This window comes from Streptomyces sp. NPDC096046, from assembly GCF_040303285.1.
GTDB lineage: Bacteria > Actinomycetota > Actinomycetes > Streptomycetales > Streptomycetaceae > Streptomyces.
The window spans coordinates 37,046-61,134 of record NZ_JBEOSZ010000034.1 but is presented as its reverse complement, the minus strand read 5'-3'; the positions used below and the strand labels follow the sequence as shown (position 1 = coordinate 61,134).

The 24,089-nt window shown below is 71.1% G+C and carries 20 protein-coding genes; 4 read left to right on the top strand and 16 right to left on the bottom strand.

The annotated features are described in order from the left end of the window. Window positions 1-143 precede the first annotated feature (143 nt). The 16 genes from ABTX62_RS25975 to rsmH form a co-directional block, all read right to left on the bottom strand. Window positions 144-1,274 (bottom strand): DivIVA domain-containing protein, encoded by a 1,131-nt coding sequence (locus ABTX62_RS25975; protein WP_352118464.1) that lies wholly within the window; start codon window positions 1,272-1,274, stop codon window positions 144-146. A 53-nt stretch (window positions 1,275-1,327) separates the two neighbouring features. Next, window positions 1,328-1,612: a YggT family protein gene (locus ABTX62_RS25970; protein WP_007448661.1), complete on the bottom strand. Its 285-nt coding sequence runs from the start codon at window positions 1,610-1,612 to the stop codon at window positions 1,328-1,330. A 60-nt stretch (window positions 1,613-1,672) separates the two neighbouring features. Next, a complete protein-coding gene (locus ABTX62_RS25965; RefSeq protein WP_283969674.1) occupies window positions 1,673-2,314 on the bottom strand; it encodes a cell division protein SepF in 642 nt (213 codons plus the stop codon). A gap of 129 nt (window positions 2,315-2,443) precedes the next feature. Next, window positions 2,444-3,163, bottom strand: a complete 720-nt coding sequence (locus ABTX62_RS25960) for a YggS family pyridoxal phosphate-dependent enzyme (RefSeq protein ID WP_352118463.1) — start codon at window positions 3,161-3,163, stop codon at window positions 2,444-2,446. Window positions 3,164-3,169: 6 nt separating this feature from the next. Then, window positions 3,170-3,901: a peptidoglycan editing factor PgeF gene (gene pgeF, locus ABTX62_RS25955; protein WP_352118462.1), complete on the bottom strand. Its 732-nt coding sequence runs from the start codon at window positions 3,899-3,901 to the stop codon at window positions 3,170-3,172. A 10-nt stretch (window positions 3,902-3,911) separates the two neighbouring features. Further along, complete coding sequence (gene ftsZ / locus ABTX62_RS25950) at window positions 3,912-5,105, bottom strand: cell division protein FtsZ (protein WP_031131993.1); 1,194 nt, start codon at window positions 5,103-5,105, stop codon at window positions 3,912-3,914. 288 nt (window positions 5,106-5,393) lie between these two features. After that, window positions 5,394-6,188 (bottom strand): cell division protein FtsQ/DivIB, encoded by a 795-nt coding sequence (locus ABTX62_RS25945; RefSeq protein ID WP_352118461.1) that lies wholly within the window; start codon window positions 6,186-6,188, stop codon window positions 5,394-5,396. Between the two features lie 27 nt (window positions 6,189-6,215). Then, on the bottom strand, window positions 6,216-7,313 hold the full coding sequence (murG, locus tag ABTX62_RS25940; protein ID WP_283969669.1) for an undecaprenyldiphospho-muramoylpentapeptide beta-N-acetylglucosaminyltransferase: 1,098 nt from the start codon (window positions 7,311-7,313) through the stop codon (window positions 6,216-6,218). Window positions 7,314-7,319: 6 nt separating this feature from the next. After that, a complete protein-coding gene (gene ftsW, locus ABTX62_RS25935) occupies window positions 7,320-8,696 on the bottom strand; it encodes a putative lipid II flippase FtsW (RefSeq protein WP_352118460.1) in 1,377 nt (458 codons plus the stop codon). Between the two features lie 135 nt (window positions 8,697-8,831). Next, window positions 8,832-10,274, bottom strand: a complete 1,443-nt coding sequence (gene murD / locus ABTX62_RS25930) for a UDP-N-acetylmuramoyl-L-alanine--D-glutamate ligase (RefSeq protein ID WP_352118459.1) — start codon at window positions 10,272-10,274, stop codon at window positions 8,832-8,834. Continuing rightward, the gene (gene mraY, locus ABTX62_RS25925; RefSeq protein WP_352118480.1) at window positions 10,256-11,347 is read right to left on the bottom strand and encodes a phospho-N-acetylmuramoyl-pentapeptide-transferase; all 1,092 of its coding nucleotides are present in this window, start codon (window positions 11,345-11,347) and stop codon (window positions 10,256-10,258) included. The genes murD and mraY overlap by 19 nt, the downstream gene beginning before the upstream one ends. Further along, the gene (locus ABTX62_RS25920; protein WP_352118458.1) at window positions 11,347-12,762 is read right to left on the bottom strand and encodes a UDP-N-acetylmuramoyl-tripeptide--D-alanyl-D-alanine ligase; all 1,416 of its coding nucleotides are present in this window, start codon (window positions 12,760-12,762) and stop codon (window positions 11,347-11,349) included. Before ABTX62_RS25920 ends, mraY begins: the two co-directional genes overlap by 1 nt. A gap of 28 nt (window positions 12,763-12,790) precedes the next feature. Beyond that, the gene (locus ABTX62_RS25915) at window positions 12,791-14,311 is read right to left on the bottom strand and encodes a UDP-N-acetylmuramoyl-L-alanyl-D-glutamate--2,6-diaminopimelate ligase (RefSeq protein WP_352118457.1); all 1,521 of its coding nucleotides are present in this window, start codon (window positions 14,309-14,311) and stop codon (window positions 12,791-12,793) included. 191 nt (window positions 14,312-14,502) lie between these two features. Then, complete coding sequence (locus ABTX62_RS25910) at window positions 14,503-16,500, bottom strand: peptidoglycan D,D-transpeptidase FtsI family protein (protein ID WP_352118456.1); 1,998 nt, start codon at window positions 16,498-16,500, stop codon at window positions 14,503-14,505. Window positions 16,501-16,505: 5 nt separating this feature from the next. Beyond that, on the bottom strand, window positions 16,506-16,955 hold the full coding sequence (ftsL, locus tag ABTX62_RS25905) for a cell division protein FtsL (RefSeq protein ID WP_352118455.1): 450 nt from the start codon (window positions 16,953-16,955) through the stop codon (window positions 16,506-16,508). A gap of 31 nt (window positions 16,956-16,986) precedes the next feature. Continuing rightward, complete coding sequence (gene rsmH / locus ABTX62_RS25900) at window positions 16,987-17,988, bottom strand: 16S rRNA (cytosine(1402)-N(4))-methyltransferase RsmH (protein ID WP_352118454.1); 1,002 nt, start codon at window positions 17,986-17,988, stop codon at window positions 16,987-16,989. Between the two features lie 393 nt (window positions 17,989-18,381). On the opposite strand from rsmH, the gene ABTX62_RS25895 reads away from it, so the two are divergent. The 4 genes from ABTX62_RS25895 (at window position 18,382) to ABTX62_RS25880 (ending at window position 24,017) form a co-directional block, all read left to right on the top strand. Then, window positions 18,382-18,933 (top strand): beta-class carbonic anhydrase, encoded by a 552-nt coding sequence (locus tag ABTX62_RS25895; protein ID WP_283969661.1) that lies wholly within the window; start codon window positions 18,382-18,384, stop codon window positions 18,931-18,933. A 289-nt stretch (window positions 18,934-19,222) separates the two neighbouring features. Next, window positions 19,223-20,263 (top strand): AAA family ATPase, encoded by a 1,041-nt coding sequence (locus ABTX62_RS25890; RefSeq protein ID WP_352118453.1) that lies wholly within the window; start codon window positions 19,223-19,225, stop codon window positions 20,261-20,263. Next, a complete protein-coding gene (locus ABTX62_RS25885) occupies window positions 20,263-21,624 on the top strand; it encodes a DUF58 domain-containing protein (protein ID WP_352118452.1) in 1,362 nt (453 codons plus the stop codon). Before ABTX62_RS25890 ends, ABTX62_RS25885 begins: the two co-directional genes overlap by 1 nt. Continuing rightward, window positions 21,624-24,017 carry a transglutaminase TgpA family protein gene (locus tag ABTX62_RS25880; RefSeq protein ID WP_352118451.1) on the top strand — a complete coding sequence of 798 codons (2,394 nt, stop codon included), beginning with the start codon at window positions 21,624-21,626 and terminating at the stop codon, window positions 24,015-24,017. The genes ABTX62_RS25885 and ABTX62_RS25880 overlap by 1 nt, the downstream gene beginning before the upstream one ends. The last annotated feature ends 72 nt before the right edge of the window (window positions 24,018-24,089 follow it).

The following is a 24,089-nucleotide window of genomic DNA, read 5'->3' as shown; positions in this document are numbered from 1 at the left end:
TGCGCACGCACGCGAATGTGTACGCACGAACGCGATGTCGCAGAGGCGAACGCGCGTGGCAAAGGGCGAGGCCCCGGGTGGGAACCCGGGGCCTCGCCCTGAACGCTGCCGACGTCTATGCCGTACTACCGGCCATCAGGCCGTCAGTTGTCGTCCTCGTCGATCAGGAAGCCCCGCATCGGCGAAGGCGCCTGACCCATCGGCGACGGGCCCTGCGGGCGCACCGGCGCCATCGGCTGGGTCATCGCCGGCGACATCTGCTGCTGACCGCCGTAGGACGGAGCGGACGGCGAGGGGCCGCCGCCCATCGTCTGGTTGCCGCCACCGTAGGACGGGGCGCTCGCACCGGCCGGAGCCATGGAAGGCGCCGGGGACGGCGGGAGGGACGCGGTCGCCGGAGTGCGCGGCGGGGCCAGCGAGTCGTCGGCCTGGGTCTCCAGCTGACGCAGCTGCGACTCCAGGTACGACTTCAGGCGCGTGCGGTACTCGCGCTCGAAGCCGCGCAGGTCCTCGACCTTGCGCTCCAGCGTCGCGCGGGCGGACTCCAGGGAGCCCATCGCGACGCGGTGCTTCTCCTGCGCGTCCCGCTCCAGGGCGTCCGCCTTGGCACGGGCGTCACGCTCCAGACCCTCGGCGCGCGAACGGGCCTCGCCGACGATCTTGTTGGCCTCGGAACGGGCCTCCGCGATCGCCTGGTCGGCGGTCTGCTGGGCCAGCGAGAGGACCCGAGCGGCGCTGTCGCCACCGGGACCCTGCTGACCGGGGCCGCCCATCGGACCGCCCATGGGGCCGGGGCCGCCCATCGGGCCGCCCATCTGCTGCTGCATCGGGGGCTGGCCCATCGGACCCGGACCCTGGCCCATCGGACCGGGACCCTGGGGTCCACCCTGACCGCCGGGACCGGCGGGCAGCTGCGGGGCACCGCTCGGCAGCTGGGGCGGACCACCCATGGGGCCACCCATCTGCTGCTGCGGCGGGCCCGATATGCCGGCGGGTACGGGACCACCGGGACCTCGCATGCCCTGCTGCTGGTGCTGCGGTGGCTGTTGCTGATCCTGCTGCTCCGGGGGTTTGCGCATGTTCTGCTGGTTCTGCGCGGCAGCGCGCGTGGCCGCGGCCAGCTTGGCGCGCAGGTCCTCGTTCTCGCGGAGCAGGCGGGTCAGTTCGGCTTCGACCTCATCGAGGAAGGCATCGACCTCGTCCTCGTCATAGCCTTCTCGGAGGCGGACGGTCGTGAACTGCTTGTTCCGCACGTCCTCGGGGGTCAACGGCATCTCTTCACCTCAACGTAGTCGTCGGCATTCGGCAAGACCGTAGTTCACATCGCTCACAGCCGGCTCACGATCGAGATCAGGATGTAGACGATGATCATCAGTACGAAGAAGGACAGGTCGAGCGCCACGCCCCCGAGACGCAGCGGCGGAATGAACCGCCGCAGAAGCTTGAGCGGTGGATCAGTGACAGTGTAGGTGGCCTCCAGAACGACCACCATCGCCTTGCCGGGTTGCCATGAGCGGGCGAACTGGAAGACATAGTCCATGACCAACCGGAAGATGAGCACGATGAGAAAGCACATCAGCGCGATGTAGACGACATCCAGAACCACGCTCATGACCTCTTGCTTCCCTCTCCCCTGTGCCCTGCTCGGTACTGCTGTTTCCGGTGGTGCGTCTCAGCTCTGGTTGAAGAACCCGCCCTCTGCGATGCGGGCCTTGTCCTCCGCCGTGACATCGACGTTAGCAGGCGACAACAGGAACACCTTCTGCGTCACCCGCTCGATACTGCCGTGAAGACCAAACACCAAACCGGCCGCAAAGTCGACAAGTCGCTTCGCATCTGTGTCATCCATCTCAGTCAGATTCATGATCACCGGGGTGCCTTCACGGAAGTGTTCCCCGATGGTACGGGCCTCGTTGTAGGTCCGCGGGTGAAGTGTGGTGATCCGGTAAGGCTCTCGTTCCGACACGACCTTGGGCATGATCACCGGTGCGTTCTTCTCCAGATTTGCGCGTTCTTGTGTGATGGATGCCACGGGCGCGATGCGCGCCGGGCGGCTGGATTCCGCGGGGAGCGAAGCGGAACGGGCGACCGGTTCGCGAGGCGCGGGCGGCTGTACGACTCGTACCTCTTCGTCCCTTTGGGACTGATGTGAGACGTGCGGCTGATGGGACGGCTCGTGCCGCCGGTGGTCCCGCTCGGGCTCCGGGTCCAGCTCGGGTTCGAAGTCGTCGTCGGGGTCGAATCCGCGGCCGTCGTACCCATCGTCCTCCACGAGGCCGAGGTAGACCGCCATCTTGCGCATCGCGCCGGCCATGCTCTGAGTCCTCCGCTCTGTGGTGGATCGGCTGACGACTGCCAAGTGCCCGCGATCCACGTGGTCCTTGAATCCGCCTATCGGCGGCAATGACCATATTTTCTGCTGTGGTCCGACTTCTTGGCGACGTTACCCGAGCCGGGGGCGGACTCCGAGTACCGCGCTGCCGACGCGCACATGTGTCGCTCCGGCCGACACGGCCTGTTCGAGGTCCGTACTCATCCCTGCCGAGACCATGGTGGCAGCCGGATGACTCCGGCGCAGGTCGGTCGACAAATCCATCAACCGCTCGAAGGCGGCCTGTTCGCGTCCCGCGTACTCCCCGGTGAGCGGCGCGACGGTCATCAGTCCGTCGAGCCGGAGCCCGGGCGCGCCGGCCACGAGACCGGCCAACTCCCCGATTCCGCCGGGCCCGGTACCGCCCCGCTCCCCCCGGCCGCTCTCACCGGCGTCGAGTGCGACCTGGATCAGGCATCCCAGTTCACGCCCGGACCGGACGGCCTCCTTCGACAGAGCGGCAACGAGCTTGGAACGATCGACGGACTGCACGAAATCCGCGTAACCGACCACCGATCGCACCTTGTTGGTCTGGAGTTGACCCACGAAGTGCCAGGTGAGGGGCAGATCCGAGCAGGCCTCGGCCTTGGGGGCCGCGTCCTGGTCGCGGTTCTCGGCGACGTGCCGCACGCCGAGTTCCGCGAGGATCCGCACATCGCTCGCGGGGTAGGTCTTGGTGACCACGATCAGGGTCACCTCGTCGCGTGATCGCCCCGCGGCGGCGCACGCGTCGGCGATACGCCGTTCCACCTTCGCCAGATTCGCGGCGAGTTCGTCCTTGCGGTCCGTCATGCCCTATCAGTCCAGCCACACATAACCCGCGAGCCGACCGGTGGTGCGGTCGCGGCGGTACGAGAAGTGATCGCGTGACTCCAGCGTGCACACCGGCGACTGCTCCCGGTCGCGCACCCCGAGCCGTTCGAGCTGGGCGTGCACCCCGGCGCTCACGTCGACCGCCGGTGTGCCCCAACCGGTCTCGGCGTACGCCGCCGGCTCGATGGCGGACACCTCGGCGCGCATCGCCTCGGGCACCTCATAACACCGGCCGCAGACGGTGGGCCCGGTGCGGGCGACGATCCGGGAGGGCTCGGCGCCCAGTTCCGTCATCGCGCGCAGCGCGGCCGGGACGACTCCGGCGATCATGCCGGGCCGGCCCGCGTGGGCCGCGGCGGCGACTCCGGCGACGGGGTCGGCGAGCAACACCGGCACACAGTCGGCGGTCAGCACGGCGAGGGCGAGCCCCCGCCGCGTGGTGACGATCGCGTCGACCGACGAAACCGCGGCCGAAGATCCCCACGGCCCGTCCACCACCGCCACGTCGGCCCCGTGCACCTGGTTCATCCAGACCACCCGGTCCGGCTCGATGCCCAGGTACTTGGCGGCCAGCCCCCGGTTGGCGCGTACGGCTTCGGGATCGTCGCCGACCGCTCCGCCGAGGTTGAGCTCCTCATACGGAGCGGCGCTCACCCCGCCCCACCGGTCGGTGAAGCCGAAGTGCGCGCCGCTCGCGCTTTCGCGCTGTCCTATCACGACTGAAGGATCACTTGAGGAAGTCCGGTACGTCCAGTTCCTCGGCCGCGCTGTCCGAGTAGGTCCGCGGCGCCGGCGGGACCGGCGGGGCGACCGGGATGTCCTTGACCGGCTCCGGCGCGGGCTCCGGGTCCTCCTTCGGGGTCACGCTGCCGAGTGATCCGAAGGACGGTCGGCTCTCGGTCTGCCGGACCGGGGCCGGCTCCTCGCGCTTGGCCGAGGACGAGCCGAGGACGTTGTCCCGCTTGGCCGGCGGCTGGCCGCCGTCGAAGCCGGCCGCGATCACGGTGACCCGGACCTCGTCGCCGAGGGCGTCGTCGATCACCGCGCCGAAGATGATGTTGGCCTCGGGGTGGGCGGCCTCGCTCACCAGCTGGGCGGCCTCGTTGATCTCGAACAGGCCGAGGTCGGAGCCACCGGAGATGGACAGGAGCACGCCACGGGCGCCGTCGATGGACGCCTCCAGCAGCGGCGAGGAGATCGCCATCTCGGCGGCGGCCACCGCGCGGTCGTCGCCGCGGGCCGAGCCGATGCCCATCAGGGCCGAGCCGGCCTCCGACATGACCGACTTGACGTCGGCGAAGTCGAGGTTGATCAGGCCCGGGGTGGTGATGAGGTCGGTGATGCCCTGGACACCGGAGAGCAGGACCTGGTCGGCCGACTTGAAGGCGTCCAGCACCGAGACCTGGCGGTCCGAGATGGACAGCAGCCGGTCGTTCGGGATGACGATGAGGGTGTCGACCTCTTCGCGGAGTTCGGCGATGCCGTCCTCGGCCTGGTTCGCGCGGCGCCGTCCCTCGAAGGTGAACGGGCGCGTCACCACACCGATGGTGAGGGCGCCGAGCGAGCGGGCGATGTTGGCCACGACGGGCGCGCCGCCGGTGCCGGTGCCGCCGCCTTCACCGGCTGTCACGAAGACCATGTCGGCCCCCTTGAGGACCTCCTCGATCTCCTCGCGGTGGTCCTCGGCGGCCTTGCGGCCGACGGCCGGGTTGGCTCCGGCGCCGAGTCCGCGGGTGAGTTCGCGGCCGACGTCCAGCTTGACGTCGGCGTCGCTCATCAACAGAGCTTGCGCGTCGGTGTTGATGGCGATGAACTCGACGCCCTTGAGACCGACCTCGATCATCCGGTTGATGGCATTGACACCACCGCCGCCGACACCGATGACTTTGATGACTGCGAGGTAGTTCTGCGGTGCTGCCACGTCGAAGGCCTCTCGCCTCGAGTTACGTGTCGACGGATCAGCGTGACGCCCTGCGCCCCGCGACCCGACGACTGATGCCGAATGGGACGGTCCGTATCGCCGACCCGAACCCTAACCCTGAAGTTTAGGGTTACCAGTGTGTCTGTTCCTTGGAGTCTTCTGAACAGGACACTAAGTCGACAAGTGGCGCACGTTCAACGAACACGCCGAACCTCCCGTTTTTCTTTTCACCCTATGTGATCAGCCGTAGCACTGCCCAACCAGGGTGCTGGCCTGCGCGGATGTGCGTCAACTCCGCGATGACGCGGGCGCGGTGGGGACACTCACATCGAAGTACCGCGCATCGGGCGAGGCTTTCATCAGAGCGGTGAGCGTACGGGCCTTCGCGGCACCCTTCTCACCGCTTCCCCAGACCACCGTGCGGCCGTCCCTCAGCTCCAGCGTGATGTCGTCGTAGGAACGGACCTTGACGGTCCGTGTGTCACTCGCGACGGCGGCCGGAACGGCGCGCGCGACGCCGACCGCCTCACGCACCAGCCGGGACTCGCCGAAGCGGCGCAGGCTCGCGGCGGCGGAGCTGGAGCGGGAGAGCGTCAATTCCAGCGCGGGGACACCTTTCGGCGCCTCGGAAACCGTGGCGAAACGGACACCTTCGTCGTCCACTTCGACGAACTTTCCGCCCTTTTGAACAATCAGAACCGGAGTCCGCTCGACCACTTTCAGGTCGATTCCCCGAGGCCAGGATCGGACCACGTCAACCGCGTCAATGCGGGGCAATTTCCGGCGCAGTCGCGTCTCGATCGCATCGGTGTCGACGGAAATCAGCGGCTTCCCGAGCGGAACTCTGGCAGCCGCCTCGACCTGAGCCGGTGTCAGGACCCGGGTGCCGGATACCGAGACGTGCTCCGCGCGCAGCCAGTCGGAGCCGTAGAACAGCCAGACCGTCGGGATGCCGAGGAAGACCAGGGCGAGGCCCAGGAGGACGAGCGCGCGGATCCTGGCCCGCCTCGAGCGAAGGCGGGGCGGCGGACCGGACGACTCCTGCTGGCGTGCACCGCGCTCGGCGGTGGTCGATCCGGCCACGCTCCCCTGCCTTCCCGTCATACGGTCCTATCGGTGTGCACGGCTGGCGGCGATCGCCTCGTACACCATGCCGACGAGCAGCTCGTCGGCGTCCCGGCGGCCGAACTCGGCCGCGGCGCGGGACATCTGGTACAGCCGGTGCGGGTCGGCGAGCACGGGCAGGACGTTCTGCTGGACCCACTCGGGGGTCAGCTCCGCGTCGTCGACCAGCAGTCCGCCGCCGGCCTTGACCACCGGCTGGGCGTTGAGCCGCTGTTCGCCGTTGCCGATGGGCAGCGGAACATAGGCGGCCGGGAGCCCGACGGCGGAGAGTTCGGCGACGGTCATCGCGCCCGCGCGGCAGAGCATCATGTCGGCCGCGGCGTACGCGAGGTCCATCCGATCCAGGTAACTTACCGGGATGTAGGGGGGCATCCCCGGCATCTGCTGGACGTGCGGCAGTTCGTTCTTCGGGCCGACGGCGTGCAGGATCTGGATTCCGGCCTGCTGGAGCCAGGGCGCGACCTGCTGGACGACCTCGTTCAGGCGGCGGGCGCCCTGGGAGCCGCCGGTGACCAGCAGCGTGGGCAGGTTCGGGTCGAGCCCGAACGCGGCCCGGGCCTCGGGGCGTACGGCGGCCCGGTCGAGGGTGGCGATGGAGCGGCGCAGCGGGATGCCGATGTAACGGGCGCCCCGCAGCTTGCTGTCGGGCGTGGAGACGGCGACCTGGCTGGCGTAGCGCGAGCCGATCTTGTTGGCCAGGCCCGGACGGGCGTTGGCCTCGTGGATCACGATCGGCACGCCCAGGCGCTTGGCCGCGAGGTAGCCGGGCAGGGCGACGTAGCCGCCGAAGCCGACCACGGCGTCCGCCTTGGTGCGTTCCAGGATCTGCTCCGTCGCCTTGATCGTGCCGCGCAGCCGGCCCGGGACGGTGATCAGTTCCGGGGTGGGCTTGCGCGGCAGCGGAACGGCGGGGATCAGCGCGAGTTCGTACCCCCGCTCGGGTACGAGACGGGTCTCGAGGCCGCGCTCCGTGCCCAGGGCCGTGATGCCCACGCTCGGGTCCTGCCTGCGCAGGGCGTCCGCGAGGGCGAGCGCGGGCTCGATGTGGCCCGCGGTTCCTCCGCCGGCGAGTACGACATGCACCGAAATTCACCGCTCTCCGGACGAGCGTGCCGCCGAGGCACGCCGTCGCATCGTGTTCCATCTCCGGGAGACTCCGGCCGGCCTGCCCGACCGAGCGGTGCCCCCCGCCCCCCGCTTTCTACCAAAGCGGGGTTGTCGCATCGCAAGCGCCATCCGCGCAGCGGGGTCGTCACGCGCGAAGGCGATCAGCAACCCGATGGCGAACATGGTCGGCAGCAGGGCGGATCCTCCATAGGAGAACAGCGGGAGGGGGACGCCGGCGATCGGCAACAGACCGAGCACCGCACCGATGTTGATCACGGCCTGGGCCGTGACCCAGGTGGTCACGCCTCCTGCGGCAAACCTCACGAACGGATCTTCCGTGCGTCCGGCCACGCGGATACCCGCATAGCCTAGAGCCGCGAAGAGGGCGAGTACCGACAGCGTCCCCGCCAGACCCAGTTCCTCACCGGTGATGGCGAAGATGAAGTCGGTGTGAGCCTCGGGGAGTTGACCCCATTTCTCCACACTCGCACCCAGTCCGGACCCGAAGATCCCGCCCGAGGCGAGCGCGTAGATCCCGTGCACGGCCTGCCAGCAGTCGACGGGCCCCGACTGGGGTTCGGTGGCGCCCAGGCACTGCAGGCGGGCCATGCGGTTGGGGCTGGTCTTGATGAGGATCAGGCCGAGGACGGCGGCGATCGACAGCACCCCGGCGAACAGCCGTGTGGGGGCGCCGGCCAGCCACAGCAGGCCGAACAGGATGGCCGTGAGGATGATCGCCGTGCCCATGTCGCCGCCGATCATGATCAGACCGAGCAGCATGAAGGCGGCCGGCACCAGCGGCACGAGCATGTGCTTCCACTGGGTCAGCAGCCTCCTGTCCTGTTTGCGGGCGAGCAGGTCGGCGCCCCACAGCACGAGGGCGAGCTTGCCGAACTCGCTGGGCTGGATCTGGAAGGAGCCGCCGAGGGCGATCCAGTTCTGGTTGCCGTTGACCGACACTCCTATGCCGGGGACCTGCACCAGGGTCATGAGGAAGACGGCACCCGCGAGGATGGGGTAGGCGAGTGCCCGGTGCAGTTTCACCGGCATCCGCGAGGCCGCCAGCAGCAGAACGGTGCCGATGCCCGCGGCGAGCAACTGCTTGCGGAAGAAGTACGAACCGGGCAGCGACATCTGCAGCGCGGTGATCTGGGAGGCCGAGTAGACCATCACCAGCCCCAGCACGGTGATCAGCGCACTGCCGCCGAGGATCAGGTAGTAGGCGGTCAGCGGCCGGTCCCAGCCCCTGCGCACGCGGGTGTAGAGACCGAGGACGCCGTTCTCACGCGCGTTCCGCGGCGCCACGGGGCGTTTGGGGGCGCGGGGGGTCGGGGGCCGTCCGGTGCGGCTGGTGGGCATCGCCGCTCACCCTGCCGTGCCGGAGGGGGACGACGCGCGGTGCACGCCCCCAGGCCGCTCGGGCACCAGCCACATCCGTGTCACGCGTCCCTCCCAGGTTCGCCCGGCGCCGCCGCCGGGCGAGGCGGACCCGGGTCAGCCGTCGACGGAGCCGAGCTCACGAACGGCGTCCGCGAAAGCGTCTCCGCGCTTGTTGTAGTTGGCGAACATGTCCATGGAGGCACAGGCCGGAGCCAGCAGCACCGTGTCGCCCGGGCGAGCGAGTTGCCGCGCCTCCTGAACCGCCGCGCGCATCGCCCCAGTGTCGGTCCGGTCGAGGTCGACGACGGGTACCTGCGGGGCGTGTCGCGCGAGGGCTTCCCGGATGAGCGCGCGGTCCGCGCCGATCAGCACGGCACCCCGCAGCCGCTTCGCCGACTTGGCGACCAGTTCGTCGAAGGTCGCGCCCTTCGCGAGTCCGCCCGCGATCCACACGATCGACTCGTACGCCGCCAACGAGGCTTCCGCCGCATGCGTGTTGGTGGCTTTGGAGTCGTCGACCCAGGCGACCCCGTCCACGTCCGCCACGTGCGCGATGCGGTGGGCGTCCGGGGTGAACGCCCGCAGGCCGTCCCGCACGGCCCTGGCGGGCACGCCGTAGGCGCGGGCGAGAGCCGCGGCGGCGAGGGCGTTGGCGATGTTGTGCGGGGCCGGCGGATGGACGTCGGCGACCTCGGCGAGCTCCTGGGCGTTCTTCTGCCGGTTCTCGACGAAGGCGCGATCGACCAGGATGCCTTCCACGACGCCGAGTTGGGACGGGCCGGGGGTGCCGAGGGTGAAGCCGACGGCCCGGCAGCCCTCCTCGACGTCGGCCCGGCGGACCAGGTCCTCGGTGGCCTTGTCGGCCACGTTGTAGACGCAGGCGACGCGATTGCCCTCGTAGATGCGGCCCTTGTCGGCGGCGTAGGCCTCCATGGAGCCGTGCCAGTCGAGGTGGTCCGGGGCGAGGTTCAGCACGACGGCCGAGTGGGCGCGCAGGGAGGGCGCCCAGTGCAGCTGGTAGCTGGAGAGCTCCACGGCCAGCACGTCGTACCGCTCGTCGCCGAGGACCGCGTTCAGCAGGGACACGCCGATGTTGCCGACGGCGGCCGTGCGCAGGCCCGCCGCCTTCAGGATCGAGGCCAGCATCTGCACGGTGGTGGTCTTGCCGTTGGTGCCGGTGACGGCGAGCCAGGGGGCGGCGTCGGGGCCGCGCAGGCGCCAGGCCAGTTCGACGTCGCCCCAGACGGGGACCCCCGCCTGCTGTGCCGCCATGAACAGCGGCTTGTCCGGCATCCAGCCGGGCGCGGTGACGATGAGCTCGGTGCCCTCGGGCAGAGCGCCGCCGTCACCGAGGCGCACGGTGATGCCGAGCGCCTCCAGCTCGGCCGCCTGCGCCCGCGCGCGCTCGTCGGCGCCGTCGTTGACGACGGTGACCCTCGCGCCGAGCCCGTGCAGCACCTTGGCCGCCGGGACGCCCGAGACGCCGAGTCCGGCGACGGTGACGTGCTTGCCCTGGAAGTCGAAGGGCTCCGAGGAGGTCACTTGTCCGCTGCCCATCCCGCGTAGAAGAGGCCAAGTCCGACGATCACACAAATGCCCTGAATGATCCAGAAGCGGACCACCACGAGCACTTCGGACCAGCCCTTGAGTTCGAAGTGGTGCTGGAGTGGCGCCATCCGGAAGACACGCTTTCCGGTGAGCCGGAAGGAACCGACCTGGATGACCACGGACATGGTGATCAGGACGAAGAGGCCGCCGAGGATGGCGAGCAGCAGCTCGGTGCGCGAGCAGATCGCGAGGCCGGCGAGCACACCGCCGAGCGCCAGCGAACCGGTGTCGCCCATGAAGATCTTGGCCGGCGAGGTGTTCCACCACAGGAAGCCGAGGCAGGCGCCCATCAGCGCGGAGGCGACCACCGCCAGGTCGAGGGGGTCCCGCACCTCGTAGCAGGCGCCCGGGTTGGTCAGGGTCTGCGCGTTGGCGCAGGACTCCTGGAACTGCCAGACGCCGATGAACGTGTAGGCGCCGAAGACGAGCACCGAGGCGCCGGTGGCGAGACCGTCCAGACCGTCGGTGAGGTTCACGCCGTTGGACATCGCCAGGATCATGAACAGCGCCCAGACCACGAACAGCACGGGGCCGATCGTCCAGCCGAAGTCCGTGATGAACGACAGCTTCGTGGAGGCCGGGGTGTTGCCGCGGTTGTCCGCGAACTGCAGCGAGAGCACCGCGAAGGTGATGCCCACGATCAGCTGGCCGGCCATCTTCGCCTTGGCCCGCAGGCCGAGCGAACGCCGCTTGACGATCTTGATGTAGTCGTCCAGGAAGCCGACCAGGCCCATGCCCACCATCAGGCCGAGCACCAGCAGACCCGAGAAGGTCGGCGCCGCGTCGGCCTCCGGGTCCGCATAGCCCGTGATCACCTTGGCCAGGAAGTACGCGGCGACCGTCGCGAAGATGAAGGCGATACCGCCCATGGTCGGCGTACCGCGCTTGCTGGCGTGCTCGCGCGGGCCGTCGTCGCGGATGTACTGGCCGTAACCCTTGCGCGCGAGCAGCTTGATCAGCAGCGGGGTGCCGACCAGCGTGAGAAAGAGACCAATGACTCCTGCGAACAGGATCTGCTTCATCATCGGGCGGAAACCTCACCCTCGGCACCGGTCTCGAGCAGCGCCTGCGCCACGTTCTCGAGCCCGACCGAACGGGACGCCTTCACGAGCACGACGTCCCCCGGGCGCAGCTCGCTGCGCAACAGGTCGACCGCCGCCTGTGCGTCGGACACGTGCACCGACTCCTCACCCCACGAACCCTCGTTATATGCGCCCAGTTGCAGCCAGGCGGCTTCCCTGCCACCGACCGCGACGAGCTTGCTGACGTTGAGCCGGACGGCGAGCCGTCCGACCGCGTCGTGCTCGGCGAGAGCCTCGTCCCCGAGCTCGGCCATCTTGCCGAGCACCGCCCACGTACGACGCCCCTTGCCGATGGCCACGAGCGCGCGCAGCGCGGCCTTCATGGACTCGGGGTTCGCGTTGTAGGCGTCGTTGACGACCGTCACGCCGTCCGGGCGCTCGGTGACCTCCATCCGCCAGCGGGAGAGGGAGCCCGCCTCGGAGAGCGCCACGGCGATCTCGTCAGCGGACATGCCCAACTCGTGGGCGACGGCGGCCGCGGCGAGCGCGTTCGACACGTGGTGCTCACCGTACAGGCGCATGGTCACATCACTTGCACCGGAGGGTGTGTGAAGCCTGAACGAGGGCTGCCCGGTGTCCGTGAGTCGCACGTTCTCGGCACGAACGTCCGCTTCGCCGGACTCTCCGAAAAAGAGCACCTTCGCCTTCGTACGGGAGGCCATGGCCCGCACGTAGGGGTCGTCGGCGTTGAGGATGGCGGTGCCGCCGTCGGTCTCGGCGGGGAGGGCCTCGACGAGTTCGCCCTTGGCCTGCGCGATCTGCTCGCGACCGCGGAACTCGCCGATGTGGGCGCTGCCGACGTTGAGGACGAGACCGACCTTGGGGGGCGTCAGGCCGGCGAGGTAACGGATGTGCCCGATGCCGCGGGCGCCCATCTCCAGGACGAGGAACCTGGTCTCCTCGGTGGCGCTGAGCGCGGTCAGCGGCAGCCCGATCTCGTTGTTGAGCGAGCCGGGCGTGAACACCGTGGGGGCCTTGCGCTGCAGCACCTGCGCGATGAGGTCCTTGGTGCTGGTCTTGCCCGCCGAGCCGGTGAGGGCGACGAGGGTGGCACCGAGACGTCGTACGACGTGCCGCGCGAGGGCGCCGAGCGCGCTCTGGACGTCGTCCACGACGATCGCGGGCACGCCGACCGGCCGGGTGCCGAGCACGGCCACCGCTCCGGACTCGACGACCGCCGCCGCGAAGTCGTGGCCGTCCACGCGCTCCCCGGCGAAGGCGACGAAGAGGCTGCCGGGCACCGCCTCCCGGGAGTCCCGGACGACCGGTCCGGTGACCTGGACGGACGGATCCGGTATGTCGTGCGTCTGCCCGCCGACGACTTCTGCGATCTCGGCGAGGGAGAGGGCGATCACAAGTTCATCCCCTGGGTCTTCTGGATTTTCATCCCTGGGTCTTCTGAATGGCTTCGCGGAGCACCTGGCGGTCGTCGAAGGGACGGACCACCCCGGCGATGTCCTGGCCCTGCTCGTGGCCCTTGCCCGCGACCAGCACGGTGTCGCCGGGTTCGGCTCGGGCGACGGCCGCGGCGATCGCGGCGGCCCGGTCCTCGAAGACCTGCACCTCGCCGCGCTCGTGCGCGGGCACGGACGCCGCGCCCCGGAGCATCGTGGCGAGGATCGCGAGGGGGTCCTCGGAGCGGGGGTTGTCGGAGGTCAGTGTGGCGGTGTCGGCGAGCCGTGCCGCGGCGGCGCCCATGGGCTCGCGCTTGGTCTTGTCCCGGTCACCACCGCAGCCGAGGACGATGTGCAGCCTGCCCTCGGTGACCTTGCGCAGGGCGCGCAGCACCGACTCGACGGCGTCGGTCTTGTGCGCGTAGTCCACGACCGCCAGGTAGGGCTGCCCGGCGTCCACGCGCTCCAGGCGGCCCGGGACGCCGGGGACGGCGGCGACACCGTCGGCGGCGGCCTGCGGGTCGAGGCCGGCGACGGCGAGGGCGACGATGGCGGCCAGGGTGTTGGCCACGTTGAAGGGCCCGGGCAGCGGCGAGGTGGCGTCGACCCGCTCGCCCTTGGGGCCGACGACGGTGAACGTCGAGTCCAGCCGGCCGACCTGGACGTCCTCGGCACGCCAGTCGGCGTCCGGGTGGCCCTCGGCGGAGTAGGTGACGACCGGGACGGTGGCCTCCTTCGCCAGCCTGCGGCCGTATTCGTCGTCGACGTTGACCACGCCGAGCTTGCCCCGTTTCGGGGTGAACAGCTGCGCCTTCGCCTGGAAGTAGTCCTCCATGTCGGAGTGGAACTCCATGTGCTCCGGGCTGAGGTTGGTGAAGACGCCGATGTCGAAGACGCAGCCGTCGACCCGGCCGAGGACCAGAGCGTGGCTGGAGACCTCCATGGCGACCGCGTCGACGCCGCGTTCACGCATGACGGCGAACAGGGCCTGGAGGTCGGTGGCCTCGGGGGTGGTGCGCTCGGACTTGATGCGCTCGTCGCCGATGCGCATCTCGACCGTGCCGATCAGGCCGGTGGACCTGACCGTCTTCAGGCCGCCCTCGACGAGATAGGCGGTGGTGGTCTTGCCGGAGGTGCCGGTGATGCCGATCTGCAGCAGGTCCCGGCCGGGATGGCCGTAGATCGTGGCGGCCAGCTCGCCCATCCGCCCGCGCGGGTCGTCGACGACCAGGACCGGCAGACCGGACGCGGCGGAGCGCTCGGCGCCGGTGGGGTCGGTCAGCACGGCGGCCGCGCCGAGGCCCGCGGCCTGGTTGACGAAGTCGGCGCCGTGCAGCCGGGCACCGGGGAGGGCGGCGTACAGGTCGCCGGGGCGCACGGCACGGGAGTCATGGGTGATGCCCGTGACCCCCGGGGAACTGTCCGGCGCGGAAGCACCCAGCTGATCGGCGAGCTCCGCGAGGGGTGTGGCGGAGACCTGAACCGGCCTGGGCGGCCCGGGGTATGTCACGGGATGGCCCTTCTGGGTGGTTTGGGACTGATCAGCGTGTGGCACGGCGGTGAGCGTACCGGGCGTACCCGCCTCCGGGCGAAGTGAGGGGCTGGGGCTGCCCTGGTTCCCGGGCTCGGGGGTGATCGTTGTCACGGAGGCGGTCCTGGTGGCTCGGTGGGGCTGGGTCTGATCGGGGTGCGTCGCGCTGGTCACTGCTTGAAGGAGACGGGCAGTTTCGCGGGCTTGGCGCCGGTCGGCGGGACCTGGAGGGACTTCAGTGCGAACTCCATGACCTTCTTGTAGACGGGTCCGCAGATCTGGCCGCCGAAGTAGCTGCCCTGGGTGGCGTTCTGAATGGCGCAGTAGACGGTGACGCGGGGCTGGTCGGCGGGTGCGAATCCGGCGAACGACGAGGTGTAGCCGTGGTACTTGCCGGTGGCCGGATCCACCCGGTTGGCGGTACCCGTCTTGCCCGCGACGCGGTAGCCGGGGATGCGCGCCTTGGTGCCGGTGCCCTCCTCGTCGTCCACGACGGACTCCAGCATCCGGGCGAGGGTCTTCGCCGTCTCGGCGCTGACGACCCGGTTCTTCGCGGGCTTCGGGGCGGGGGTGAAGCGCCCGTCGGGGCCCTTGGCGCCGCGCACGAGGGTGGGTTCGACCCGGACGCCGCCGTTGGCGATGGTCGAGTACACGGAGGCCGCCTGCATGGCGTTGATGGAGACGCCCTGGCCGAAAGGGATCGTGTACTGCTGCGAGGTGGACCACTTGTCGGGCGGGGCGAGGATGCCCTTGGTCTCGCCGGGGAAGCCGAGCCCCGTGTGGCTGCCGAGGCCGAACTTGCGCAGGTAGTCGTAGAGGACCTTGTTGGCCTGCGCCTGGGTTGTGCCGAGCTGGCCGGTGGCGAGGATGGTGCCGATGTTGCTGGACTTGGCGAGGACGCCGTTCAGGGTCAGGTACCAGGTCGGGTGGTCGATGTCGTCCTTGAAGAGCCGGTCGCCGCGGTGCAGCCGGTTGGGCACCACCACGTGGGTTCCCGGTGTGGCGACGTTCTCCTGGAGGACGGCCGCCATCGACATGACCTTGGCGGTGGAGCCGGGCTCGAAGGCGTCCTGGAGGGCGGCGTTGCCGAGGGCGGCCGGGTCGGCGTCGGACAGGTCGTTCGGGTCGAAGCCGGGCGAGTTGGCCATGGCGAGGATCTGCCCGGTGCGGGTGTCCTGAACGATGACGTAGCCGCGGTCGGCCGCGGACTCCTTCACCTGGTCGCTGATGGCGTTCTGGGCGGCCCACTGGATGTCGCGGTCGATGGTGAGCTCGATGTCGCTGCCGGGGACGGCGGGTGTCTCGGTGGAGCCCGCGGTGGGCACGAGACGGCCCCCGGACTGCGCGTAGCGGATCTTGCCGTCCTTGCCGGCGAGCTGCTTGTTCAGCTGCAACTCGATGCCGCCGCCGGGCTTGCCCTCGGCGTTGACCCAGCCCAGTATCCCGGCGGCGAGGTCGCCGTTGGGGTACACACGCTTGCTGGTGGCGACGGAGAAGACGCCCGAGAGGACGTTGGGCGTGGACTTGTCCGTCTCCGCCTTCTTGGCGAGCGCCGACTTGAGGTCCTTGATCTGCTTCCAGACCTGCGGGGTCTGACGGGAGGCCAGTTTGACGTAGCGCAGGGCCGTGTTCTTCGGCCGCAGCTTCTCGACCAGGCGGTCCTGCTCCTGGCCGAGGATCGGCGCGAGGAGGGCGGCCGCCTGCTCCGGGCCGTCCTCGATCTTCAGCTGGCGGGGGGCGAACATCGTGGGGTCGGCGGTGATGTCGTAGGCGTCCTCACTGGTCGCGAGGGCCACTCCGGAGCGGTCGGTGATCTCGCCCCGGTCCGCGGCGAGGATCTGCCCGACGTAGCGGTTCTGTTCAGCCTTGGCGGCGTACGTGCTCGCGTCGACGGCCTGTACCTGGAACAGCCGTACGACGAAGGCGGTCAGGACCAGGGCGAGCGCGAGTCCGACCAGGCGCAGGCGGGGGCGGGGGCTGCCGAGCCTCAGCGGCTTGGGCGGCGCAGCGGGGCGGCCCTGCCCCGGCCGCCGGGCCGGGCGGGCACCGGGGCCGGGACGGCGCCGGGCGTCGGGACGGCGCCGGGCGTCGGGACGGCGCCGGGCGTCGGGACGAGCGGGCCTGGCGGGGGCGGGCACGCGGCGACGCGGCGGTTCCCTGTCGGTCACTTCCGTCACCTGCCGGGGGTCGGGGTGGGGCCGTCGGTCATGGCCTCGGGGGCGAGGACCACGGGCGTGTGCACGGAGGTCTGCCCGGCACCGGTGGCGGCGCGGGGGACGCCTTTGACGGTGCCGTCGGGATCGAGGAAGGCGGGATCGCCGCCGGGCACCATGCCGAGCTCGCGGGCGCGGCGCTGGAGGGCGTCGGGGGCGGAGTAGGCGTCGATGTCCCGCTGGAGGGCCTGCTCCTCGTCGGTGAGGCTCTTGGTCCCCCGCTGGAGGTCGTCGAGTTCGAACGCGCCTTCACTGAGGGCCGAATTCAGCACGAGGAGGCAGATGAGACCGCCGCCAAGCAGGAGGACGACCAGGAGGACGAAGGGCGTGCGGGCCGCCTGCCCCGGGCCGGTCGGGAGGAGCCGCGCGAGGCGGGCCGCCCTCCCCTTCAGTTCGGGTTTGCCGCTCACGCACGCTCCCTCGGTCCGGCCTGCACACGCCTCACTCGACGTCCTCCCTGATGCGCTGGGCCCCGCGCAGCCGCGCCGGTGCCGCCCGCCGGTTCTCGGCGATCTCCTCTTCCGTGGGGAGTTCGGCACCGCGCGTGAGCAGCTTGAGCCGCGGCTGATAGCGCTCGGGGACGACGGGCAGCCCGGGCGGCGCGGTGGTGGCCGCGCCCGCCGCGAAGACCTGCTTGACCAGCCGGTCCTCCAGCGAGTGGTACGACAGCACCGCGATCCGCCCGCCCACGTCGAGTGCCTTGACGGCGGCGGGGATCGCGCGCTCCAGCACGGAGAGCTCGCCGTTGACCTCGATGCGCAGGGCCTGGAAGGTGCGCTTGGCCGGGTTGCCGCCGGTGCGCTTGGCGGCCTGCGGCAGGGCGTCGCGGATCAGCTCGACCAGCCGCGCGCTGTTGCTGAACGGCTCCTTGGCCCGCTCGCGCACGATCGCGCTCACGATCCGCTTGGCCTGCTTCTCCTCGCCGTACGCCCGGAGGATGCGCACCAGTTCGCCCGGCGGGTAGGTGTTGAGGACCTCGGCGGCGCTGACGCCGGTCGTCTGGTCCATGCGCATGTCGAGCGGGGCGTCCTGGGCGTAGGCGAAGCCGCGTTCGGCCTCGTCGAGCTGCATGGAGGAGACGCCCAGGTCGAACAGGACGCCCTGCACGCGCGCGATGCCGAGCCGGTCGAGCACCTCGGGGAGCTCGTCGTAGACGGCGTGGACGAGGGTCGCGCGCTCGCCGTGGGGGGCGAGGCGCTCGCCGGACAGCCGCAGGGCCTCCTTGTCGCGGTCGAGCGCGACGAGCCGGACGCCGGGGAACCGCTCGAGGAGCGCCTCGCTGTGGCCGCCGAGGCCGAGGGTGCAGTCGACGACCACGGCGTCCGGGCCCTCCAGGGCGGGTGCCAGCAGGTCCAGGCACCGCTGGAGCATCACCGGGACGTGTCGACTCTCTCCCTCCCGTCGCCCACCACCACCCTTGATCGAATGCGCTTCGCGCCCCATTTATCCTGGGCCCTCTCAGATCCGGCGCGGTCGTCCGCACCGCCGGGTCCCCGCCCGCTGGTGAACACGAGGCCCGCCGGCGCCGGAAGCGTCAGCCGACCGGGAGCGGGAGGAGGCCGAGCCGTGCGTACGCGCCGCGCACGCGGGGAGATCACCGGTCGTCGCCGGGGTCTTGTGAAGAACATCAGTCCAATGGGGAGAGTCTCGCCTCCCGCTTCGCGTCACTTTAGTCCACCCTGTCGCCCGGTCAATCAACCGGCCTGCGCGTCGCCGCCGTTCGCGCGGACACCGGGGCGGCACCCTTGTGGGTTACCTCACACACCTCACTCGACGGCATTCTTTGTTCACTTCCACAGGAGGCCTGGACAGGGTGTGACCAGTAACGTCATAGCTATGACGACTTCTGCATCGGTTCCCACAGGTTCGGAGAGCGCCATGAAGGCCGGCGGCACGGTCACCGACCGTCTCGTGGAGGCCAACGCCCGGTACGCGGACGCCTTCACGGACCCGGGGATGGACGCCCGGCCCGTGCTGCACGTCGCCGTCGTGGCCTGCATGGACGCCCGTCTCGACCTGCACGCGGCGCTCGGCCTGGAGCTGGGTGACTGCCACACGATCCGCAACGCGGGCGGTGTCGTCACCGACGACGTGATCCGCTCCCTCACCATCAGCCAGCGCAAGCTCGGCACCCGCAGCGTGGTGCTCATCCACCACACCGGCTGCGGCCTGGAGAGCCTCACCGAGGACTTCCGCAACGAGCTGGAGGCCGAGGTCGGTCAGCGTCCGGCATGGGCCGTGGAGTCCTTCCGGGACGTCGACCAGGACGTGCGGCAGTCGATGCAGCGCGTGCGCACCTCGCCGTTCGTGCCGCACACCGACGACGTGCGCGGATTCGTCTTCGACGTGAAGACCGGCCTGCTGCGGGAGGTCGACCCGGTCGCCTGATGCCCGCCCGCCGGGAGGCGCCCACCCCGGAGGGCCACCCGCCGCAGCTGTCGAAAGCCTGTCAGTCGCGTGTTCGAATGATCGTAAGACCGACATATCGCGGCCAGTTGTCCACAGTCGAGTGACACGAATCGGTAACGGCAGCAAGAATGCGGGGGTGACGTCGCGCGGAACCATTCCCGCGGGGCGTCCGTGGTTGGGGTGGGCGGGCCGCGTCATGCGGCGTCGGCCCGGGAAAATGGGGTATCCCGTGCTCCCCGGGAGCACGGGAAAGGCCGAGGAGGGCCGGGTGACGACCTATGACGATCGAGCGAGCCTCACTGATCTGACCGCCGTGGTGGAGCGCGTGCGGGAGTCGGTGGAAGGCGTGATCGAGGGCAAGCCCGAGGTCGTACGGCTCTCGCTGACCGTGCTGCTGGCCGAGGGACATCTGCTGATCGAGGACGTCCCGGGGGTCGGCAAGACGATGCTGGCCAAGGCGCTGGCGCGGTCCATCGACTGTTCGGTGCGGCGCATCCAGTTCACGCCGGACCTGCTGCCGTCGGACATCACCGGTGTGTCCATCTGGGACCAGCAGCGCCGCGACTTCGAGTTCAAGCCGGGTGCGATCTTCGCGCAGGTGGTGATCGGCGACGAGATCAACCGCGCCTCGCCCAAGACGCAGTCCGCGCTCCTGGAGTCCATGGAGGAGCGCCAGGTCACCATCGACGGCAAGACCTACGAGCTGCCCAGCCCCTTCATGGTGGTGGCGACGCAGAACCCGGTCGAGATGGAGGGCACCTACCCGCTGCCGGAGGCCCAGCGCGACCGCTTCATGGCCCGGGTCTCGGTCGGTTACCCGAGCGCCGAGGCCGAGCTGCAGATGCTGGACGTCCACGGCGGCGTCTCGCCGATGGAGGACCTCCAGCCGGTGGCCCACGCGCACGAGATCCTCAAGCTGGTCGAGGCGGTGCGCGGCGTCCATGTCGCCGAGCCGATCCGGCGCTACGCGGTCGACCTGGTCGGTGCCACGCGCACGCACCCCGACCTGAGACTGGGCGCCTCCCCGCGCGCCACGCTGCACCTGCTGCGCGCGGCGAAGGCGTCCGCCGCCCTCAGCGGCCGGGAGTACGCGCTGCCGGACGACGTGCAGGGCCTGGCCGTCGCCGTCCTGGCCCACCGCCTGCTGCCCACCGCCCAGGCCCAGCTCAACCGGCGCACCGCCGAGCAGGTCGTCGAGGAGATCCTGCAGCGCACGCCCGTACCGGCGGCGCCGCCGCAGCAGAGCGGCTTCGGCGGCCTCGGCCGTCCGGCGCCGGCGTATCCCCAGCAGCCGCCGCGGAGGCTGTGATGACCACCGCGGGGACGGGGCACGCGGAAGCCGATCGGGGCGAGAAGGGCGGCATCCGCACCGCTCTGGCCGGTCTGACCACCCGCGGACGCTCCTTTCTGGCCGCCGGCGTCGCGGCCGCCGTCTGTTCGTACGTGCTCGGGCAGAGCGACCTGCTGCGCGTGGGGCTGCTGCTGGCAGTGCTGCCGCTGGTGTGTGCGGCGGTGCTGTACCGCACGCGCTACCGGGTCGCGGGCAGCCGCCGGCTCTCCCCCGCGCGTGTGCCCGCCGGCAGCGAGGCCAGGGTCCACCTGCGGATGGACAACGTCTCGCGGCTGCCCACAGGCCTGCTGATGCTCCAGGACCGGGTGCCGTACGTACTCGGCCCCCGGCCGCGTTTCGTGCTCGACCGGGTGGAGGCGGGGGGCCGGCGCGAGGTCTCCTACCGGGTCCGCTCCGACCTGCGGGGCCGTTACCCGCTGGGCCCGCTCCAGCTGCGCCTGACCGACCCGTTCGGCATGTGCGAGCTGACCCGCTCCTTCTCGGCGCACGACACGCTCACGGTCATCCCGCGGGTGGAGCCGCTGGCGCCGGTACGCCTCAGTGGCGAGGCGAAGGGGTACGGCGACGGACGGCAGCGTTCGCTCGCGCTGGCCGGCGAGGACGACATGATCCCGCGCGGCTACCGCTACGGCGACGATCTGCGCCGCGTGCACTGGCGCTCCACCGCCCGCTACGGCGAGCTGATGGTGCGCCGCGAGGAGCAGCCCCAGCGCGCCCGCTGCACGGTGCTGCTGGACACTCGCGCCATCGCCTACCGGGGCGCGGGTCCGGACTCCGCCTTCGAGTGGGCCGTGTCGGGCGCCGCGTCCCTGCTGGTGCACATGCTCGAACGCGGCTACTCGGTACGGCTGCTGACGGACACCGGCGACGCGGTGCCCGGCGAGGGCGGGGACGGTTTCGCTGGCGCGAGCCAGGAGTCGGCCGACGCGGCCGGCCAGATGATGGACACCCTCGCGGTGATCGACCACTCGGACGGCGCGGGCCTGTCCCGGGCCTACGACGTGCTGCGCGGCGGGAACGAAGGGCTCCTCGTGGCCTTCCTCGGCGACCTGGACGAGGAGCAGGCGGCCGTACTGGGCCGGATGCGGCAGCGCAGCCCGGGCGCGGTCGCCTTCCTGCTGGACAGCGACACCTGGCTGCGGGAACCGGGCGACGTGCCCGGCCCGTTGGACGGGAGCGGCGACCGGCTGCGCATGCTGCGCGAGGCGGGGTGGACGGCTCTGCGCGTACCGCAGGGCGCCTCGGTGGACGAGTTGTGGCGCCGGGCGGACCGGGAGCGCAGTGGCCTGGCCGCCGCGAGCGGCGGGGAGGGACCGTGATGAGCGGGCGGGTACGACTGACGCTGGGGGCGTGGGCGGCCACGCTGATGGCCGCGTGTGCCCTGCTGCCTCTGGTCAGACCGGCCACGTGGATCGTGCAGACGGCCTTCCTGCTGGCCCTGCAGTCGGGCGTGGGCGCCCTCGGCCGCAGGGTGCCGCTGCCCCGGCCGCTGACGGTGGCGGCGCAGGCCGTGGTCACCGTGATGCTGCTGACCTTCGTCTTCGCCCGGGGCCAGGCCCTGGCCGGGGTGATCCCGGGACCGCAGGCCGTGGACCGCTTCGTACTCCTGTTCGATCAGGGCGGGCACGACATCGCGCGGTACGCGATACCGGCCCCCCTGGGGTCCGACGGCATCCGGCTGATGCTCATCGGCGGGGTCCTGATCATCGGCCTGCTGGTGGACGCCCTCGCGGTGACCTTCCGCAGCGCCGCCCCGGCCGGGCTGCCCCTGCTCGCGCTGTATTCCGTGGCCGCGGGACTGTCCGACGGGGGCACGGACTGGCTGTGGTTCCTGGTGGCGGCGGTCGGCTATCTGATGCTGCTGCTGGCCGAGGGCCAGGACCGGCTCTCCCAGTGGGGCCGGGTCTTCGGCGGCGCTCCGCGCGCGTCCGGCGGGGAACCGGGCGGCGCCGTCGCCCCGGTCCGCGCCGGTCGGCGCATCGGTGTGGTCGCGCTGGGCATCGCGCTGGTGGTCCCGCTGGGCCTGCCCGCGATGAACGGCGGCCTGCTGGACTCCGTGGGGGCGGGCGCGGGCGCCGGTCCCGGCGGCGGGGGCACGATCTCCGCCGTGAACCCGCTGGTGTCGCTGCGGGACAGCCTGAACGTGGACGAGGACCAGCAGGTGCTGTCCGTGCGGGCCAAGACGGCGGACGTGTCGGACCTGTATCTGCGGATCGTGTCCCTGGACGACTTCGACGGCACCACCTGGAAGCCGTCCCGGCGGTCCATCACCGCCGTGCCCGACGGCGCCTTCCCGGATCCGGTCGGCCTCAGCCCGGACGTCAAGCGCACCGAGGTCGACACCACGATCAGCGCGGCGGACTGGTACGCCCAGGACTGGCTGCCCATGCCCTACCCGCCGAGAGACGTGCGCATCAGCGGCAACTGGCGGTACGAGCCGGTGGGCATGACGCTGGTCGGCGACCACGGGCAGAACACGCGGGGCCTGACGTACCAGGTCAGGAGCCTGGACGTGCAGCCGACGGCGGAGCAGCTGGCCTCGGCGGGACCGCCGCCCGCGGACATCGAGCGTGACTTCACCGAGTTGCCCGACTCGCTGCCGTCGGTGGTCGGCCGCACCGCCCGCCAGGTCACCGCGGGGGCCGCCGACCCGTACGGCCAGGCGGTCAAGTTGCAGGACTGGTTCGCCGTGACGGGCGGCTTCGAGTACGACACGCAGGTGCAGGTCGGCAGCGGCTCGCAGGCGATCGCCCGCTTCCTGAAGGACAAGCAGGGCTTCTGCGTGCACTTCTCCTTCGCGATGGCGGCGATGGCCCGCTCCCTGGGCATACCGGCCCGGGTCGCGGTGGGCTTCGCGCCCGGTTCCCCGCAGTCGGACGGTTCGGTGTCGGTGGGGCTGCGGGACGCGCACGCCTGGCCCGAGCTGTACTTCGAGGGCGTGGGCTGGACCCGTTTCGAGCCCACGCCGACCCGCGGCTCGATCCCCGCGTACACCGTGCCGGACAGCCCGGACAGTTCGGTGCCGGACGAGGTGCGTCCCTCCCGGTCGGCGTCCGCCGCGCCGTCCGCGGCGCCCTCGGCGAGCGAGACCTGCACGCCGGAGCAGAAGAAGCTGGACGGCGGCTGCGCGAGCCAGTCGCCGCAGGCGGCGCTGCCCACGGACGACGACGGCCCGAAGTGGTACGCCTTCGCGCTCTGGATCCTCGCCGGTCTCGCCGTCCTGGCACTCCCCTCGGCGCCCATGCTGTGGCGGCTGCGGACGCGCAGGGCACGGCTGGGGGCGCACGGCCGCGGTGAGGCGGACGCGGCGCTGCACACGCTGGCCGCCTGGCAGGAGCTGACCGACACGGCGTGGGACTTCGGCATCACGCCGGACGAGTCCCGGACACCGCGCAAGGCGGCCGACCGGATCGTCCGGCTGGGCGACCTCGACGCGACGGCCGCGGCCTCGGTGCACCGGGTGGCGAACGCGGTGGAGCAGGTCCTGTACGCACCCCACCCCCGTCCGACGGCGGGCCTCACGGACGACGTCCACCGAGTGACGGCGGGTCTCGGCACGGCCGCCGGGCGTCCGGCCCGGGTCCGCGCGCTGCTGGCCCCCCGCTCCACCGTTCGTGTGGTGTGGGCGGCGTCGGCCTGGTGGACGAGGGTCCGGGAACGCGCCGTGGCGCTGCGGCCGACGTGGCGAAAGGCGTCGGGACAGCAGGGCTGAGGAGGGCGGAGCGGCTCTGGCCGGGCGGAGCGGCTCTGGCCGGCCGGTGCCGCTCGGGCCGGCCCGTGCGGG